Annotated in this window: 18 protein-coding genes; 5 read left to right on the top strand and 13 right to left on the bottom strand. The window is 41.3% G+C overall.

What is annotated here, in order from left to right:
* Nucleotides 1-4: 4 nt before the first annotated feature.
* The 3 genes from AC1XUE_RS06050 to AC1XUE_RS06040 are packed head-to-tail and all read right to left on the bottom strand — an operon-like array spanning nucleotide 5 to nucleotide 2,058.
* Nucleotides 5-343 (bottom strand): STAS domain-containing protein, encoded by a 339-nt coding sequence (locus AC1XUE_RS06050; RefSeq protein ID WP_483355037.1) that lies wholly within the window; start codon nucleotides 341-343, stop codon nucleotides 5-7.
* Nucleotides 344-349: 6 nt separating this feature from the next.
* On the bottom strand, nucleotides 350-1,507 hold the full coding sequence (locus AC1XUE_RS06045) for a response regulator (protein ID WP_483355036.1): 1,158 nt from the start codon (nucleotides 1,505-1,507) through the stop codon (nucleotides 350-352).
* A complete protein-coding gene (locus AC1XUE_RS06040) occupies nucleotides 1,504-2,058 on the bottom strand; it encodes a hypothetical protein (protein WP_483355035.1) in 555 nt (184 codons plus the stop codon). The genes AC1XUE_RS06045 and AC1XUE_RS06040 overlap by 4 nt, the downstream gene beginning before the upstream one ends.
* 241 nt (nucleotides 2,059-2,299) lie before the next feature.
* Between AC1XUE_RS06040 and AC1XUE_RS06035 the strand changes: the two genes are divergently transcribed.
* The 3 genes from AC1XUE_RS06035 (at nucleotide 2,300) to AC1XUE_RS06025 (ending at nucleotide 5,357) form a co-directional block, all read left to right on the top strand.
* Complete coding sequence (locus tag AC1XUE_RS06035; protein WP_483355034.1) at nucleotides 2,300-3,097, top strand: pseudouridylate synthase; 798 nt, start codon at nucleotides 2,300-2,302, stop codon at nucleotides 3,095-3,097.
* A 170-nt stretch (nucleotides 3,098-3,267) separates the two neighbouring features.
* Nucleotides 3,268-4,185, top strand: coding sequence for a glycosyltransferase family 2 protein (locus tag AC1XUE_RS06030; RefSeq protein ID WP_483355033.1), 918 nt, complete (start codon nucleotides 3,268-3,270; stop codon nucleotides 4,183-4,185).
* The gene (locus tag AC1XUE_RS06025) at nucleotides 4,182-5,357 is read left to right on the top strand and encodes a glycosyltransferase family 2 protein (RefSeq protein ID WP_483355032.1); all 1,176 of its coding nucleotides are present in this window, start codon (nucleotides 4,182-4,184) and stop codon (nucleotides 5,355-5,357) included. Before AC1XUE_RS06030 ends, AC1XUE_RS06025 begins: the two co-directional genes overlap by 4 nt.
* A gap of 52 nt (nucleotides 5,358-5,409) precedes the next feature.
* Here AC1XUE_RS06025 and AC1XUE_RS06020 read toward each other — a convergent pair whose 3' ends face one another.
* From AC1XUE_RS06020 to AC1XUE_RS06000, 5 genes are all read right to left on the bottom strand, one after another.
* Complete coding sequence (locus AC1XUE_RS06020) at nucleotides 5,410-5,778, bottom strand: Hpt domain-containing protein (protein WP_483355031.1); 369 nt, start codon at nucleotides 5,776-5,778, stop codon at nucleotides 5,410-5,412.
* A 108-nt stretch (nucleotides 5,779-5,886) separates the two neighbouring features.
* Nucleotides 5,887-6,909 (bottom strand): MlaD family protein, encoded by a 1,023-nt coding sequence (locus AC1XUE_RS06015; RefSeq protein ID WP_483355030.1) that lies wholly within the window; start codon nucleotides 6,907-6,909, stop codon nucleotides 5,887-5,889.
* 2 nt (nucleotides 6,910-6,911) lie between these two features.
* Nucleotides 6,912-7,676, bottom strand: coding sequence for an ABC transporter ATP-binding protein (locus AC1XUE_RS06010; protein WP_483355029.1), 765 nt, complete (start codon nucleotides 7,674-7,676; stop codon nucleotides 6,912-6,914).
* Between the two features lie 2 nt (nucleotides 7,677-7,678).
* On the bottom strand, nucleotides 7,679-8,461 hold the full coding sequence (locus AC1XUE_RS06005; RefSeq protein WP_483355028.1) for an MlaE family ABC transporter permease: 783 nt from the start codon (nucleotides 8,459-8,461) through the stop codon (nucleotides 7,679-7,681).
* Nucleotides 8,462-8,519: 58 nt separating this feature from the next.
* Entirely contained in the window at nucleotides 8,520-9,293 is a 774-nt protein-coding gene (locus tag AC1XUE_RS06000) for an EcsC family protein (RefSeq protein ID WP_483355027.1), read from the bottom strand.
* Between the two features lie 257 nt (nucleotides 9,294-9,550).
* Here AC1XUE_RS06000 and AC1XUE_RS05995 point away from each other — a divergent pair, with 257 nt between their 5' ends.
* Nucleotides 9,551-10,444 carry a pirin family protein gene (locus tag AC1XUE_RS05995; RefSeq protein ID WP_483355026.1) on the top strand — a complete coding sequence of 298 codons (894 nt, stop codon included), beginning with the start codon at nucleotides 9,551-9,553 and terminating at the stop codon, nucleotides 10,442-10,444.
* Here the strand turns inward: AC1XUE_RS05995 and AC1XUE_RS05990 are convergent.
* The 3 genes from AC1XUE_RS05990 to AC1XUE_RS05980 all read right to left on the bottom strand — a co-directional run bounded on the left by AC1XUE_RS05990 (nucleotide 10,441) and on the right by AC1XUE_RS05980 (nucleotide 12,528).
* Nucleotides 10,441-10,641, bottom strand: coding sequence for a hypothetical protein (locus AC1XUE_RS05990; protein WP_483355025.1), 201 nt, complete (start codon nucleotides 10,639-10,641; stop codon nucleotides 10,441-10,443). The two genes, AC1XUE_RS05995 and AC1XUE_RS05990, sit on opposite strands and share 4 nt — an antisense overlap.
* A 92-nt stretch (nucleotides 10,642-10,733) precedes the next feature.
* Nucleotides 10,734-11,066 carry a bacillithiol system redox-active protein YtxJ gene (ytxJ, locus tag AC1XUE_RS05985; RefSeq protein WP_483355024.1) on the bottom strand — a complete coding sequence of 111 codons (333 nt, stop codon included), beginning with the start codon at nucleotides 11,064-11,066 and terminating at the stop codon, nucleotides 10,734-10,736.
* Nucleotides 11,067-11,169: 103 nt separating this feature from the next.
* Nucleotides 11,170-12,528 (bottom strand): acyl-CoA dehydrogenase family protein, encoded by a 1,359-nt coding sequence (locus AC1XUE_RS05980; protein ID WP_483355023.1) that lies wholly within the window; start codon nucleotides 12,526-12,528, stop codon nucleotides 11,170-11,172.
* A gap of 90 nt (nucleotides 12,529-12,618) precedes the next feature.
* Here AC1XUE_RS05980 and AC1XUE_RS05975 point away from each other — a divergent pair, with 90 nt between their 5' ends.
* Nucleotides 12,619-12,759: a hypothetical protein gene (locus AC1XUE_RS05975; protein WP_483355022.1), complete on the top strand. Its 141-nt coding sequence runs from the start codon at nucleotides 12,619-12,621 to the stop codon at nucleotides 12,757-12,759.
* Between the two features lie 27 nt (nucleotides 12,760-12,786).
* Here AC1XUE_RS05975 and gdhA read toward each other — a convergent pair whose 3' ends face one another.
* Nucleotides 12,787-14,124, bottom strand: a complete 1,338-nt coding sequence (gene gdhA / locus AC1XUE_RS05970) for an NADP-specific glutamate dehydrogenase (RefSeq protein ID WP_483355021.1) — start codon at nucleotides 14,122-14,124, stop codon at nucleotides 12,787-12,789.
* A gap of 270 nt (nucleotides 14,125-14,394) precedes the next feature.
* On the bottom strand, nucleotides 14,395-15,327 hold the full coding sequence (locus tag AC1XUE_RS05965; protein WP_483355020.1) for a LysR substrate-binding domain-containing protein: 933 nt from the start codon (nucleotides 15,325-15,327) through the stop codon (nucleotides 14,395-14,397).
* Nucleotides 15,328-15,354: the final 27 nt, after the last annotated feature.

Here is a 15,354-nt window from a genome sequence, read left to right as displayed (position 1 = left end):
GCAATCAATTTAGAGTGTCCATAGCGTGCTGGTAATCTTTATATATTTTAAAAACTTTGTCCATCCTGATAAGTGTGAGCAGGTTTTTAACATCTGGCTTTAGTGAGACAAGATAAATATCAACGTTTCGGGGCATGGCATATTTTAAAGCTACTACCAGACTTCCCAAAAATGAACTGTCTATATAATTAACGTTTTCATAGCTAACTATTACCAATTTAGCGCCGTTAGCAATAATTGTAATCATTTCTTCTTTAAAAGCTTCTGCGTGCTTGAGGTTTGCTTCCTGAGGAATGATGGTAGCTTGTACTACATTTTCGATTTCTTTTATTTCAAGTATCATGAGGATTTATAATTTTTCTATAAAAATAATGCTAGCGTCATCGAGTTGATTTCTATCTGTAATTTGATCAAGTACATTTGATTTTATCAAATCAAAGCTATTTAGTTGCCCAAGGTAAGGTTGTATCTTAGATACAAAAAAAGGATAATCGGTTTTTTTTCCGGCTGTGGAGGGTATGTCTATCATTCCGTCCGTGAAAATTGCAAGCTGATCACCGCTATTCATTGCTACGGTTTGATTATCATAAAACCCATCCTCTAATAAGCCAAGTAGCAAGCCTGAAGATAAAACAGTACTTGTAACATGAGCATTTCTGCTGTGGTTAATTAATGGAAGATCTCCCGCACCTGTATAGTGGATTTCTCCCGTTTCGCTGTCTATCAAGAGCAACGACAGGCTTGAAAGAATATTCTGAAGACTCTCGTCCATAAACACAAGTCGGTTTATCTTTTGAACGATACTATCCAGTCTCAAATCATCATCCAAAACACAAAATCGTATGGCGGCTCTTATGTAACTCAAAAAACCGAAAGTGAAAAACCAGGCTTTCCATTTCTTCCCCATAATATCCCCCAGAAAAGCAAAGCAATATCTGTCATCCACTTTCACAAAGTCCAGGAAATCTCCACCAGGATAACCTCGGTAACCCTTATGCCAAAAATTGATCCTGAATCCATTAATTTGCGGATCTTTCGATGGTATTGATTTTACATTTAATGCATCAGCAGCGGTCCTGAGCTCGTGTATTGATTTAACATGCTCATTTTCCAGCGACTTGATGATATTGTTAAGCTTTGAGATAATGACCGGAATGGAGGTTTCTTTGTTAATGTAGTCTAACGCATTCAGATTTAAGCCTTCCAGAATCATCGAATTGTCTGTATGCGATGTTAGGAATACGAATGGAATATCCGAGAATCTGGGATTAGCCAAAACAGCCTGCCTGAAATCGAAACCGTTCATTTCCGGCATGTCATAGTCAGAGAGTATCAGGTGCGGCTCTTCCAGAAGAAGAAGGCGAAGTGCTTCAGGCGCAGAGGTTGCCAACACACAGTTGTAGCCTGCTCTGGTCAATGCTGAACTCATGACCTTTCTGAAGAGCAAATTGTCTTCAACCAACAGTATGGTTTTGGTATGATCCGGTGGTTCAGGAAATGCGATCATTTCTTTGTGAAGGTTTGGACAAACAGAAAAACACCAGATAAAACAATTAGAAGGGATACAAGATCCATGATCGTAACACCGTCGTCGTGATTAAAATAGAATATGGTGAAGAGCTCAAAACTAGGTGGTGCCGGCATAATGATCATGGCAAATCCGGCTGCGATCAGTACTGTGGCAATAAGACTTACGATGATCTTCTGAAACACATTTCTTCGCTTGATTTCACGACCTATATTACTGTCTATCTGATTCTCGGAAAGTAATTTTTCGAATCCGTCCAATAATTCCTCCCGGGTCAGTGTCTCGTGCTGATCCAGCATTTTGAAAGGTTTAATGGGGTTGTCTGGTGATACAATGGCGTCTTCAAATGCTTCAGTGATCCTATTTTGATAAACCCGTACTTGCTTTCTGGAAAGTTGAGTTGTTTTGAGAATGGTGATCAACTCCTGAATCTTCACTTCCAATTCGATTTGACCTATTCCGCTTTCGTTAAAAACATAGTTCGTATCTTTTGAAACTTTCTTTATTTCGAGAAGTCTTTTAATTTTCACTGGATGAATCGGCAGTTTTATGCTGGTTGTGATCTATTAGGTTGTGTATTACCTCAAATATTCTCTATTTTTCTTAAAACTAAGTGATTAATACCAGATATGAAATAGTTCTATCGTTACAATCAATATTTTGTTAGTACATCTCTAATAATTGCATTAGCATCGTCAACGGCTTAGCTTTGTTGTCTGAAATGATGTATATGTGGTTACACCTGGCATAAACATCTCAACTAATTTCTTGATGTTAACAACTACATCGGCAAAGGCCAAGTTTCATCCGCTGGATACGCTAACTACCGGCGGTATTCGCCTACCCGGAAAATTCACTTTCCCATTTCAGTATACACCGCATCCGTTGAGTTTGCTTGCGTCTCAAATGCTACAGGCACACTTGATTTCTCAGGACGAATGGAGGCATAATTTTGGGTTGGGGACCAATGATCTTCTTCCTGTGATCGGAAAAATGTTCGGCGTGCTGGTAGTGGCCACAGAAAACGAAGAGCTCGGTTATCTGGCAGCCTTCTCCGGCAAATTGGCAGGTAGCAACCATCATTCGTTTTTTGTGCCACCTGTATATGACGGACTTGCTTGCGAGGGGTTTCTGAACGCAGGGATGCTGGAGATTTTAGACTTCGGTCGTCGTATCGCAGCTTTGGAACTGCTCAGCGCTCATAGCTTAGCAGAAGTGAATCTAATAAAGGAAGCGCGTAGAAGACGCTCGGTGGAGTTGCAAAACGAACTTTTTGACCAATACCATTTTTTGAATAACTCGGGTAGTGAAAAAAGTTTAAGAAACATTTTTGAAACGTGGGGGCATAAGAATCCTCCAGCCGGTGCAGGAGAATGTGCTGCGCCAAAGCTGTTGCAGTTTGCTTTTCAGCATCACTTGAAGCCAATAGCAATGGCTGAATTCTGGTGGGGAGCTTCTCCCAAATCGACTCACTGGAAACATGGAGCGTTTTATCCTTCTTGTCAAGAGAAGTGTGCCCCTATTTTGTCGCATATGTTGGAAGGAATGACACTTGAGGAGCAACTATAATGCTTCTTCGGGCACGCCGTAAAATGCAGTCATCTGTAAGTAGCGCATCATATATGCCCTGCTTAGTAAAGCTGGCAATAATTACTAACTTTGAAATAATTCTACACCTCTATATTTGATTCACCTATATTCAATATTAATACTCAACGCCTCTGTTATACTGAATGAAAATGGTTTCAATTGTTACTGTTAATTTCAATCAGCCGGAAGTAACCGCTGATTTATTGAAATCTCTTAGAGATATAAATTCATACCCTTCACTCGAGATCATTGTCGTAGATAATGGTAGTACCATGGATCCGGTTCCACAGTGGAAGAGCATATACAGCGATATTCATTTTATCAGATCAGAGGTTAATCTGGGATTTGCGGGCGGGAATAACCTGGGTATCAAAGAAGCGAAGGGTGATTACTTTTTCCTGATTAATAATGATACAGAAGTTACGCACAATCTGATTGCTCAGTTGGTCAAAACAATGGATGATAATCCTCGGATTGGGATTCTTTCTCCAAAAATTCACTATTTTGATCAACCTGGTATGCTGCAATATGCAGGCTACACACCCATGAATTACTATATGGCAAAAAACCATTGTGTAGGGCAGTTTGAAACAGATCACGGGCAGTATGATCAGGAAAGTGGTCCTACGGGATATGCGCACGGTGCAGCAATGATGGTACGACGGGAAGCTATTGAAAAAGCAGGATTTATGAGTGAGAATTACTTTCTGTATTACGAGGAGCTCGACTGGTGCGAAAAAATAAAAAGAGCTGGTTATGAGGTTTATACGAATCTAAGGACTCTTATCTATCACAAAGAATCGGTTTCAGTTGGTAAGCGATCTGCATTAAAGGAGTACTTTATGACAAGAAACAGAATATTGTTTATCCGTCGTAATGCTCCCGGATTCAGATTCTTTATTTTTTGCTTCTACTTTCTGCTTACTGTTGTACCCAGGAATTTGCTCCTGTATTTAAAAAATAAGGAAACGCATTTTATACCGGTATTCTTTCAGGCCATTTTCTGGCATTTTAAAAATGGTGTTAACAGTTCAGACCTAGGTTTCAAGATTAACTCAACAAAATGAAAATTTTATTCTGGCTCAGTCTATTCATTGTATTTTACACTTATGTTGGTTATGGAATTGTGCTATATGTACTCGTCAGGCTTCGGATTTCTATTACAGGAAAGCGAAAGGTCCTAGAACCAGGGGAATACATGCCGACGGTAACACTCATCGTCGCTGCGTATAATGAAGAGAGTATCATGGAGGAGAAGATACAGAATACGCTGGCTCTTGATTATGAGAATGATAAGTTACACTTGTTGTTCGTAACTGACGGATCTACTGATGCGTCTGCCGAGATTGTTGGCCGTTATCGCGGTATTATAGACCTGATGCATTCGACGGAGCGTAAGGGGAAAATTCATGCTATACACCGCGCCATGGATGCTGTTACATCGGAGATCGTTATTTATACTGACGCCAATACGTTTCTGAATAAGGAAGCATTGAAACTGATCGTCCGGCATTATGCGGATAGGGAAGTGGGAGCCGTATCCGGTGAAAAGCGTGTAATACAGGATGATTTTTCAGATGCCACGGCAGGGGAAGGTTTTTATTGGAAGTATGAGTCTACCTTGAAAAAGTGGGATTCGGAGTTGTATTCGGTTGTTGGTGCTGCTGGAGAGCTTTTCAGTGTGCGTCGTTCACTGTACCAACATGTGGAATCGGATACGATTCTGGATGATTTCATGATTTCAATGCTGATTGCTAAGCAGGGATATCGCATTATTTATGAACCCGATGCTTATGCCTCCGAGCAGTCATCGGATAATATCACGGAAGAGCTGAAACGCAAGGTGCGCATTGCGGCAGGAGGAATTCAGTCTATTATGCGTCTGCTACCACTTTTAAATCCATTCCGGTATCCTGTATTGAGCTTTCAATACATAAGTCATCGTGTATTACGCTGGACGATCACACCATTTCTGTTGTTCATATCTTTGATCCTGAACGTGCTGATTTGTATGGATGATCCGGATCTGTTGTACCTGTTCTTATTGTTTATGCAAGTCCTTTTTTACGTGATGGCACTGGCAGGTTGGTTCCTGGAAAAGCGGAGGATTAAAGTGAAAGCATTGTTTGTCCCTTACTATTTCTGTATGATGAATTACGCTGTCTTAGCCGGGATCAACAGATACTTTGCAGGAAGCCAGAGTGCCGTATGGGAGAAAGCAAAAAGAAAAACACCTTGAATGACAGAAGCTTCCCAGCCTTTTAGGCTGAGAAGCTTCTGTATAGGGCTAATTATATAGCTGATAATCTTTTCGACTCGTTTTCCAGAATAGGTATAATGGGCAGCAATTCCGCTGAAATATTCTGATATGCCTGCCTAAGTACTTCAAATTCAACTTTTGCCTTGATATCCCTCTCCAGTTGATCTACTTTTGGTCGTATCGTCGTCAGTCCTGCCATGGTAAAAGAAGGTTTTAAACCATGTACAATGCTGGCGGACTCTTCCAGATTTTCTTCATCTAATGCTGCTTCCAGTGAATGCCATCGTGGCATAGAGTCGCTGAGGAATGCATCAAATATAAGGTGTATGATATTCGCATCATCACCATAAACCTGATTTAAATAATTGATGTCTAATGCCGGATTTATTTGAAGGGTCATTCTGAAAGCAAATGAAAAAGTTGTCGGTTTTAAATTTTTACAAAGTAAGAAAAAGTATTCATTAACTACTGTAGAAATTATTCGCCGACTCAATACACATTCTCAAATTTACTGAATGGTATCCTTCACTGCTTCAGCTGATTCTTCTTTGGATGGTTGTTTAGCCTCCTCTTTAGCCTTACGTTTAAAGTATCTGCGAAACAGGAAGTTAGACCTTAATGCCTCCATGTTTTCATCCAGCTTTTCAGTACTGCTTTCCAGATTCTGCAGTGTTCCTTTCAGGTTGGATGCTGTTTTTTCGTCATGCAGTAATACTCCAAGAGGACTTGTTGTGTTCGAATTAAGTTCTGCTGTTGTCGATTTCAGGTTATCAACCATCACACCAGCTGAAGATACAGTTTCGTTCAATTTTCCGATGGTTGATCGGATATCTCTCATAATGACCGTATCAGTGGCAAAATCATTCGCAAGCCCTCCCTTTTGGTTCAATTTGGAAGTGAAGCCTGCCAGAGATGCTGTTAATGTTTGTGCGTTTACGGATGCTTTTTTAAGCGCGCCCAATGTTTGATCCACGTCATTGTAAAGCCTTTCGTCATTCAAAAGCATACCTACGGTACCTTTACCTTCCAGGATGTTTTTACTGATTGTTTTGAATGCGCTGGTAATTCCCAGGAGGTTTTTATTGTTTTCTGAAAGTACAGCAAGCATTTCTTCGGTACTTTCTATTTTCTCTACCGCAAGTTGATCGCCATCTTCAATGGCCGGTACTTTCTGCGTACCACCGTATATAACAATGATTTTATTACCAATTAATCCGTCTGTACTTATTTTGGCTTTGGCATTTTTTCTGACAAACTCCTGAGACTTTTCCTCAATATTCATAATAACCTCTACCTGAGAGTTATCCAGGAAACGGATCTTTTTAACCGTGCCGATTTTTACACCGGAATACCAAACGTTATTTCCTTGTTTAAGGCCATTTACGTCATGAAAAATACTTTTGACAGCTATACTGGTAGCAAATACCTTCTTCATACTGCCAATCGTGAGCACCCCGACCACAAAGATGAGAATTCCTATAATTACAAACAGACCTACCGTGATAGAGCGTTTTCTGGCTGATGTTTCCATTCTTATTGTATAAAATTATAATCGTAAAAACTTTTAATTCTTTCATCATTCTCAGCAAAGACCTCTTCAAACGGACCTTGCTTTGTAAAGTGACCGTCAAGAAGCATAGCGATTCTGTCTCCCGTCTGGCGAGCGCAGGTAAGGTCATGTGTAATGATGATGGCACTTGTATGGAATTTTTCCTGTACTTCGTTGATTAACTCGTTAATTTCAATACAGGTGATCGGATCCAAACCGGCTGTTGGCTCATCGTAAAGCATAATTTCAGGCTCAAGAATGAGGGTACGTGCAATCCCGATTCTTTTCCGTTGCCCACCTGATAATTCGGATGGTGCCTGATTAATCGTTTGCAGTAAACCTACGGCATCCAGAACGCTTTCGACTTTTTGATTGATATCTGCACGCGAAAGCCCTTCCACATTTCTTACGAGCGGAAATTCCAGATTTTCACGAACAGTCATACTGTCGTACAGTGCGCTGTTCTGAAAGGAGAAGCCAATCTTAAGCCGAAGCTGGCGTAATTCCTTTTCACCTAATTCCGAAACTTCCTGTCCCAATACGAGGGCTGAGCCTCTGTCTTGTTTCAGCAATCCTACCAGAATTTTGATCAACACAGATTTTCCTGTTCCTGAACGCCCAAGAACGACTACGTTTTCTCCCTTACTCACTTCCAGGTTTACCCCACGTAGTACGTGAAGGTCGCCAAACGATTTGTATAAATCTCTGACAGAAATAACTTGTAAATTGTGATCTATGGTTTTTGCCATGTCTATACTCTGAAATAATTCGAAACCTGAACGATAATAACTTCCTCAATAAAAATGAGAAACATGGAGATAACTACAGATGCATTAGCTGCTTTTCCTACTCCCTCAGTACCCTTGCTTGCATTATATCCCTGGTAGCAACCCACAATTCCAATTGTGAATCCATAAGCTATGGCTTTCATTAGTGAAGTTCCGATATCCAGAAATGTGATCTGTTCAAAAGCATTTTCGAAGAATGCTATAAAACTTGTGCCTTCATTGAGTGTCACATTCAAAAAGGCGCCCATTAAACTAACCATCGTACAGTAGAACATAAGGATAGGTATCGTAATTGTGCTTGCAAGTACCCGTGTAACGACCAGGAATTTGAAAGGATTAACTGCCGACACTTCCATTGCATCAATTTGTTCAGTTACCCTCATGGACCCTAATTCCGCACCAATACTTGATCCTACTTTTCCGGAACAGATGAGTGCTGTTACTAATGCTGCAAGTGCTCGTACAATGGCAATTGAAACCAAAGACGGGAGCCAGGATGTGGCTCCGAATTCTGCCAGGGATGGACGTGATTGTTTAGTAAACACCATTCCGGTAATGAAACCCGTTAGGCTGATGAGAAGCAGCGCTTTGTATCCGATCGCATAGCACTGTTTTACCAGTTCCGGGAATTCCATTCTTCCGCGAAATGCCTCTCTGAAAAAACGCAGAAAGAATACATAACCATTATATACCGACAGAAATGCGTAGTCGAGTCTTTTTGTAAATACTTTTTCCTTTGAGCTCATTAAATTTCGTTTAACGACTAAAATAAACTTGTAACTGTTAATAATATACTTTTGGCTTTCATGAGCCGGTATTGTCTGTCAGCGTAGATGTGTGAAGATGTGCCGACAGGCTTCTGCTCTCAAACCAACGCATTCTGTAAGCGTTCATCGCTGTTTTACCCAATTGGTTCAATAAACGGTAATTCACAATCAAACCAACTGCCGCACCTATTCCGGGAATAAGTTGAGCCATTTTCGCTAAATCAATATAGTCTCTGTATTCTTGCTGAAACCCTTTCCAATCGAATTGATGAATGTCTTCCGGAAGTACGGCTGCTTTGGAATCCCAATTTTTTATTTGTTCAAACACCCTTTGTCTGGTCTTCTGGCTTGAGAATGCAAGTTGAAAAATATGGAGAATGAAAAGGCGTTCCCGATAGTCATCAATAGGTTTTCCGTATAAAGAGGCAATATCGAAAAGTAATTTCATTTTAATACCAATCAGGATCGGGAACTCTGCCAGAGCGAGCATGAATCCCCCGGCACCTGTAATACCTCCTTCAGCGGCACCTGCCCTTTTATAAAATTCTATTCTTTCCTTTACTGCATATTCAGCATGTTCCATCGACTTGAAAAGTACATTGCGTGTCGTAGTAAAACCTGCGCCATAGAGGACACCACGGGTCATTTGCTTGATACTGGCAGTAATGACTTCATGCACACGATCGGGGATCACATTATTGATTCTGTCCTGTACATTTTTGGACAGCTTGTTTAACCCGGAAGGGGGCTTTTGCATCTTTTCCTGCCATTTCAGCAACTCGTGCTGTATGTTTTCTTCGTATTCATTCATGGTGTTGTGGGGCAAATGTATGAAAAAGCAGTTGCGCAGGAAAGTCCGATTCTCATGGCTTCTTACTCCAAACAAAAATCGTTCCAGATTTTAAACAGCAACTTATGCTGAAATATGTAACCAGGGGTTGCTGTGATATGGTTTCTTCGTTGTTAGAAATAATCATACAGAGCAATAACAGAAATTGCGGTAATACTAATCTAAAACTTAGGAAGGTTACCTAACTTGTGGTTGTGTTAACGAAATCTTAAAACACGATGTCTAATATTAATATCATTATTGAGGAGCGCCCTGCTGACATAGGGAATTTTCTGGTGGGTCGATTACTTCCATTCCGTAATAAGCGAATGGTAGGACCTTTCATATTTATTGATCACATGGGGCCGGCCAATCTCAAAGATTATCAGAACATTGATATAGGCCCTCATCCTCATATAGGATTGTCTACTTTGACCTATCTTTTTGATGGAGCGATCTTGCACCGCGATACGCTGAATAACCATGTAGAAATTACACCCGGACAAGTAAACTGGATGACGGCCGGAAAAGGAATTGTTCATTCCGAAAGAACTCCGGAGCGACTACGGCATACGGATAAAGAATTGCATGGTTTACAGATATGGGTTGCTTTGCCGAAAGAACTGGAGCAAATGGACCCTGAGTTTTACCATGCTGAAGCGAATGCTATTCCGTCTTGGGAAGACGGTGGAGTTCGCTATAAATTAATTGCAGGAGAATTTCTTGGAAGAAGGTCTCCTGTTCCGGTTTACAGCAAATTGTTTTTGATTGAACTGAAAACAGAAACACGTAAATCGGTTAACATCGGTAAGGATCTGTTTGGAGAGGCAGGCATGTATATATTGGAAGGAGGTGTGGAAAGCGAAGGTATTTTACACGAACCCAAACGAATTCTGGTGGCCAAGGACAGTTCCTTATGTGAATTTGTGATGGAAGCTGGTACAACGGTTTATATTTTTGGTGGAGAACCTTTTCCGGAAGAACGTTTGATCTACTGGAATTTCGTAGCAACCAACCGCGAACTGATAGAAGCTGCAAAACTGAATTGGCAACAGCAAAATTATCCTGCTATAGAAGGAGAAACGGGATACATACCCTTACCGGAACCGGTATTAAAGTTAAAAGCAGATTAACCATAGTCCGCTTCAGATTTTATGGCGGTGGGGGGAAGTATATCTTCAATGTATATTTCCCTTCCACTGTCCAGCAGGTTTATAAATGCTCTGGCATCTTTTCCCAGTAATTCTTTAAAATGTTTACCCCGGTTCAAATCAAAATGCCATTGCCAAACCATTTCAGGGGATATAATGAGGTAATTGAGCTCTTCCATAACGTCAGCTGTTTATTATTCAAATATATGGAATATTTCCATATATTTGGATAATGTCCAAATTGTGCTTTTGTTATGTATATTTTACTTTATCAGTTAAGATAAGTAAGAGCGTTTTGAAGCGATACTCTTTCATGGGATGTATCGAAGATACTCTGCCCGTTCTTAACAACAAGTATCTGTGGCGATTGATGCTCAACATGAAATGTATGTGCGATAAACTGCGATTCTCTGCGGTTGCTGATGACATCTACAATGTAGATTGGCAGGTCTAGATTACTTTGGCCGGTTACTTCCGACTTCAGCTGTCTGTAAGTCATCAAGCTCGTCATGCAACGTGGACTATGTTTATATATGATAGCGGTTTCATCTGATTGGGCGATACCCTGTATCTGCTCTTCACTTGTAATGGTAATCCAGTTCATATTAATTATTAAAGCTAATTGGCGTTTCGTTAGTTAACAAAGAATCTAAATTTTCATTCCAGTTGTCCAAAACAGAATAATGTCACTGTTGATGCTACGAGGATTACACAAATGCGCTTTCACCCGTAATGGCTCTCCCTACAATCAGTGAATTAATTTCCTTTGTTCCTTCATAGGAATAAATAGCCTCTGCATCGGCTACGAATCTGGCGATGTCGTACTCCAGTAAGATACCGTTCCCTCCGAAAAGTTCTCGGGCATGGTCAACGATGGATCTCATGCGCAGCGTACAGAATACCTTGGCCAGGGATGCATGTTCATCGGTGATGTTGCCTTCATCTTGTAATTGAGATAGCCTGTGTACCATGGTTTGCATGGCCGTAAGATCGCCGAGCATGGTTACCAATAAATCCTGCACCAACTGGAAACTTGCAATGGGCCGGCCAAACTGCTTACGCTCCATGGTGTATTTCAATGCCAGTTCGTACGCTCCACGTCCGCAACCAACAGCCTGCCAGGCAACACCGGCGCGCGTCATACGCAGCACTTTAGCTGTATCCTTAAAAGAATTGGCGTTCTGAAGTCTGTCCACCTCGCTGACACGGCAGTCGGTAAGGGTGATTAGCGCATTTTGTACCGTTCTGAGCGCCATTTTATCCTCCATTTTTTCAGCTTTAAAACCCGGATTATCTTTTCTGACGATAAATCCTTTCACCTGATTGTCTTCTGGGTTTCTTGCCCAGATGATCGTAATATCTGAAAATGTGGCATTGCCGATCCATTTTTTTTGACCGTTCAAAATCCATTCATCACCTTCTCTGCGGCAGGTTGTAGTGAGTCCTCCGGCAGCAGCTGAGCCTACTTCCGGTTCGGTGAGACCAAATGCGCCGATTATCTCCATACGCTGCATGAGTGGCAGCCAGTATTGTTTTTGTTCTTCCGATCCACAGAGGTAGATAGATCCCATAGCCAGTCCGCTGTGAACACCGAAAAATGTAGAAATTGAAGAATCAATGCGGGCCATTTCCATGGCAATGAATCCCTCCAGAAGCGAGGATTTTCCCGCACAGCCGTAGCCTTTGTAGGTAAGCCCGCATATGTCCAGCTTAGCCATCAATGAGATGATGTGCATAGGAAAGTGCGCCTTGTTCCAATATTCATTGGCTATAGGTTTAATCTCCGTTTCCATAAACTCCCGTACTTTCAGTTGGATCGCTCTTTCTTCCGCAGACAAAGTTTTACTTAAATCATAAAAATCTCCGTTAACTTCCGGTTTAGGGCGTTTGTCGCCGGAGCCTGCCTGCATGAATTTCAGCATTTTCGCCAAATCTTCCTCACTCATTTTTGACACTGTGCCCATGAGTTTGTTGAGGTCAACTTTCTGAGAAAGCTTGTGTACCGCCGCCAGATCTATATTTTTAAGAATGTTTCTTATCTGAGAAAATGAATCGAACAGGCCCATGTATTTCTGAATTTTAAGATGGAAATAATGTTACTTTTTACTAAAAGTAAAGCCATCCGGAAATCTCTTCAATGTGAAAATGATATCTTCATGGCTATACGTTTTATCTTACATCAGAAAAAATCAGACCAGACGGTAAGTGGGGTAGGGTATGCGGAAGCTCTGCAGGTTTGCTCAGAGAAGGGGCAAGGTCAGAAAGAAAAAAAGCAAATGGCGGGTGCGGCTCCCTGACCATTTACCTTATATTTAAAAGCGAAATTAAACAATACCCTGGGCAAGCATTGCATCAGCCACGCGCACAAAACCACCAATGTTGGCTCCTTGTACGTAGCTCATTCTGCCGTCGGGCGTATGTCCGTACTTTGTGCAGGTCGCATGTATATTGAACATGATGTCCTGCAATCTTTGATCAACTTCCTCACGGGGCCATGACAGGCGCAGTGAGTTTTGAGACATCTCCAGACCAGAAACTGCTACTCCACCAGCATTTGCTGCCTTGCCAGGAGCATACATAATGTCTTCATTTTCGAATACAGCGATGGCTTCGTTGGTACATGGCATATTCGCACCTTCCGCTACGAGCTTACAACCGTTTTTGATCAGCAATCTGGCATCGTCTTCGGTCAGCTCGTTCTGTGTGGCATTAGGCAATGCAATGTCGCAAGGAACTTCCCAGGGTTTTCTGCCTTCTACATATGTACAACCAAACTTATCCGCGTATGATTTTATGCGTCCACGTACTTCATTTTTCAGATGCATGATGTATGCGAATTTCTCCGAATCGATACCTGTCTCATCATAAATATATCCCGCTGAATCAGAAAGTGTCACCACTTTTGCGCCGAGTTCAATGCATTTTTCCAGCGTATACTGAGCTACATTACCCGAACCGGATATGACAACTGTTTTTCCCTTAATGCTATCCTTACGGAGTTTCAGCATTTGTTCTACGAAGTAAACAACTCCGTATCCGGTTGCTTCGGGACGAATCAAACTTCCCCCATAGCTTGCTCCTTTTCCGGTAAGAACTCCGGTGAATTCATTTTTAAGTCTTTTGTATTGTCCGAACAAAAATCCGATTTCACGGCCTCCAACGCCAATGTCTCCGGCAGGAACGTCGTTGTCGGAACTGATATGACGGAATAATTCAGTCATAAAGCTTTGGCAAAACATCATCACTTCACGGTCTGATTTGCCTTTCGGATCGAAATCTGATCCTCCCTTTCCGCCACCCATGGGTAGTTGCGTCAGGCTGTTTTTGAAGGTTTGCTCGAAAGCAAGAAATTTCAATGTACTCAGATTGACCGATGGATGAAATCTCAAGCCACCTTTGTAAGGACCGATGGCGCTATTGGCCTGTACACGGTAACCGCGGTTCACCTCGATTTCGCCCTGGTCATTAATCCACGGAACACGGAAAATGATAACCCTTTCCGGCTCAACAATCCTTTCAAAAATTTTTGCTTTCTGATAGACCGGTTTGTCTTCCAGGAAAGGAACGATTGATTCAGCTACTTCCTGAACTGCCTGATGAAACTCATTTTCTCCCGGGTTGCGATTGATAACGCCGGACATAAACGCTTGTACTTTATCCACTTTTCGATTGTTTTATAATGTAGTCAAAAAACCAAGGGGGAGGGTGGGTATCATGGCGAATTTATACAACAGCCCCTACAATACACAAAATGAAATAGAAAAACAGAAGTTGAAGCACAAAATCACGTCGGTCTGAAAGATACCTAAATCGGTAAATTTTGTATGGAAACCTGGATTGTAAGATTATTTCTAACCATAGTTAGTCGAGATGTATCCCAGATAGGAGTTATTTGCTATGTATTTTAAATTCAAATCTTACATCTAAATTTTTTAATATATTCTGATCTGTTCGTTGTTTTCAAGAAGCATTTGTGGAATATGTCCGCAAATTCCTTTATGTAAGGCATCAATCAGTCGAGATTTTACTTGTTCTCTGTTCACTACCAAACAGACCTCGCGAGCAGGCTCAGGATATCGAAAATGTCGGATATGCTTTTTACGTTCTTCTGATAATTCTGCTACTGCAAGTTCAGGTAATATAGTGATGCCACCATTGCGATCAACCATACGTATCAGCGTTTCAATGCTTCCTGATCGATAATTAAAGCTATTCCCAAACTGGCTACTTTTACTTAATTCACAAAGTCGCTGTATCTGGGTCCTGAAACAGTGTCCTTCTTCAAGCAACCAAAGTTCGTTAGGTTCAATGTCACCCGGCAGAATGTACTGTTTGTTATACAGGAGTGTATTGGCCGAGACATAAGCGTAAAAGCGCTCTTTATACAAATGAATCTCCTGCAAGCTATTTTCTCCCGATAGTGTTGCTACAATTCCGACATCAATATTACCTGTTTTCAACTCAGATATAATCCGTTCAGTTGTCATTTCCGACACGTGAAGCCTGATGTGTGGATATGCTTCTATGAAGGGCTGTACAACATGTGGAAGTAAATACGGAGCAATAGTAGGTATGATTCCGATACGAAGTTCTCCGGAAAGGTCTCCATTGAAATGTTTGGCAATTTCATTGATACGGCCGGTTTCGCGTAGAATAATCTTTGCCTGATCAATAATTTGTCTCCCGACACCTGTAGGAACAATAGGCTGTTTTGTCCTGTCAAAAATCTTGATTCCCAATTCTTCTTCCAACTTACGAATCATCATAGAAAGAGTTGGTTGTGTTACATGGCAATGTTCTGCCGCCTGTACAAAATGCCTGTGATTATCTACGGCTACAATATATTCAAGTTGCTGGATGTTCATTTTTGTAATTTGGACTGCTGCAGAGTT

This window comes from Dyadobacter sp. HNCC25DJ187 (assembly GCF_056895255.1).
The sequence above is the reverse complement of the archived record's forward strand: the minus strand, read 5'-3'. Positions and strand labels throughout refer to the sequence as shown.

Bases quoted from the DNA above. Each gene is read 5' to 3' on its own strand.
- AC1XUE_RS06050 (WP_483355037.1), bottom strand. From the start codon at position 343: ATGATACTTGAAATAAAAGAAATCGAAAATGTAGTACAAGCTACCATC.
- AC1XUE_RS06045 (WP_483355036.1), bottom strand. From the start codon at position 1,507: ATGATCGCATTTCCTGAACCACCGGATCATACCAAAACCATACTGTTG.
- AC1XUE_RS06035 (WP_483355034.1), top strand. From the start codon at position 2,300: ATGTTAACAACTACATCGGCAAAGGCCAAGTTTCATCCGCTGGATACG.
- AC1XUE_RS06030 (WP_483355033.1), top strand. From the start codon at position 3,268: ATGGTTTCAATTGTTACTGTTAATTTCAATCAGCCGGAAGTAACCGCT.
- AC1XUE_RS06025 (WP_483355032.1), top strand. From the start codon at position 4,182: ATGAAAATTTTATTCTGGCTCAGTCTATTCATTGTATTTTACACTTAT.
- AC1XUE_RS06020 (WP_483355031.1), bottom strand. From the start codon at position 5,778: ATGACCCTTCAAATAAATCCGGCATTAGACATCAATTATTTAAATCAG.
- AC1XUE_RS06015 (WP_483355030.1), bottom strand. From the start codon at position 6,909: ATGGAAACATCAGCCAGAAAACGCTCTATCACGGTAGGTCTGTTTGTA.
- AC1XUE_RS06010 (WP_483355029.1), bottom strand. From the start codon at position 7,676: ATGGCAAAAACCATAGATCACAATTTACAAGTTATTTCTGTCAGAGAT.
- AC1XUE_RS06005 (WP_483355028.1), bottom strand. From the start codon at position 8,461: ATGAGCTCAAAGGAAAAAGTATTTACAAAAAGACTCGACTACGCATTT.
- AC1XUE_RS06000 (WP_483355027.1), bottom strand. From the start codon at position 9,293: ATGAATGAATACGAAGAAAACATACAGCACGAGTTGCTGAAATGGCAG.
- AC1XUE_RS05995 (WP_483355026.1), top strand. From the start codon at position 9,551: ATGTCTAATATTAATATCATTATTGAGGAGCGCCCTGCTGACATAGGG.
- AC1XUE_RS05990 (WP_483355025.1), bottom strand. From the start codon at position 10,641: ATGGAAGAGCTCAATTACCTCATTATATCCCCTGAAATGGTTTGGCAA.
- ytxJ (WP_483355024.1), bottom strand. From the start codon at position 11,066: ATGAACTGGATTACCATTACAAGTGAAGAGCAGATACAGGGTATCGCC.
- AC1XUE_RS05980 (WP_483355023.1), bottom strand. From the start codon at position 12,528: ATGGGCCTGTTCGATTCATTTTCTCAGATAAGAAACATTCTTAAAAAT.
- AC1XUE_RS05975 (WP_483355022.1), top strand. From the start codon at position 12,619: ATGGCTATACGTTTTATCTTACATCAGAAAAAATCAGACCAGACGGTA.
- AC1XUE_RS05965 (WP_483355020.1), bottom strand. From the start codon at position 15,327: ATGAACATCCAGCAACTTGAATATATTGTAGCCGTAGATAATCACAGG.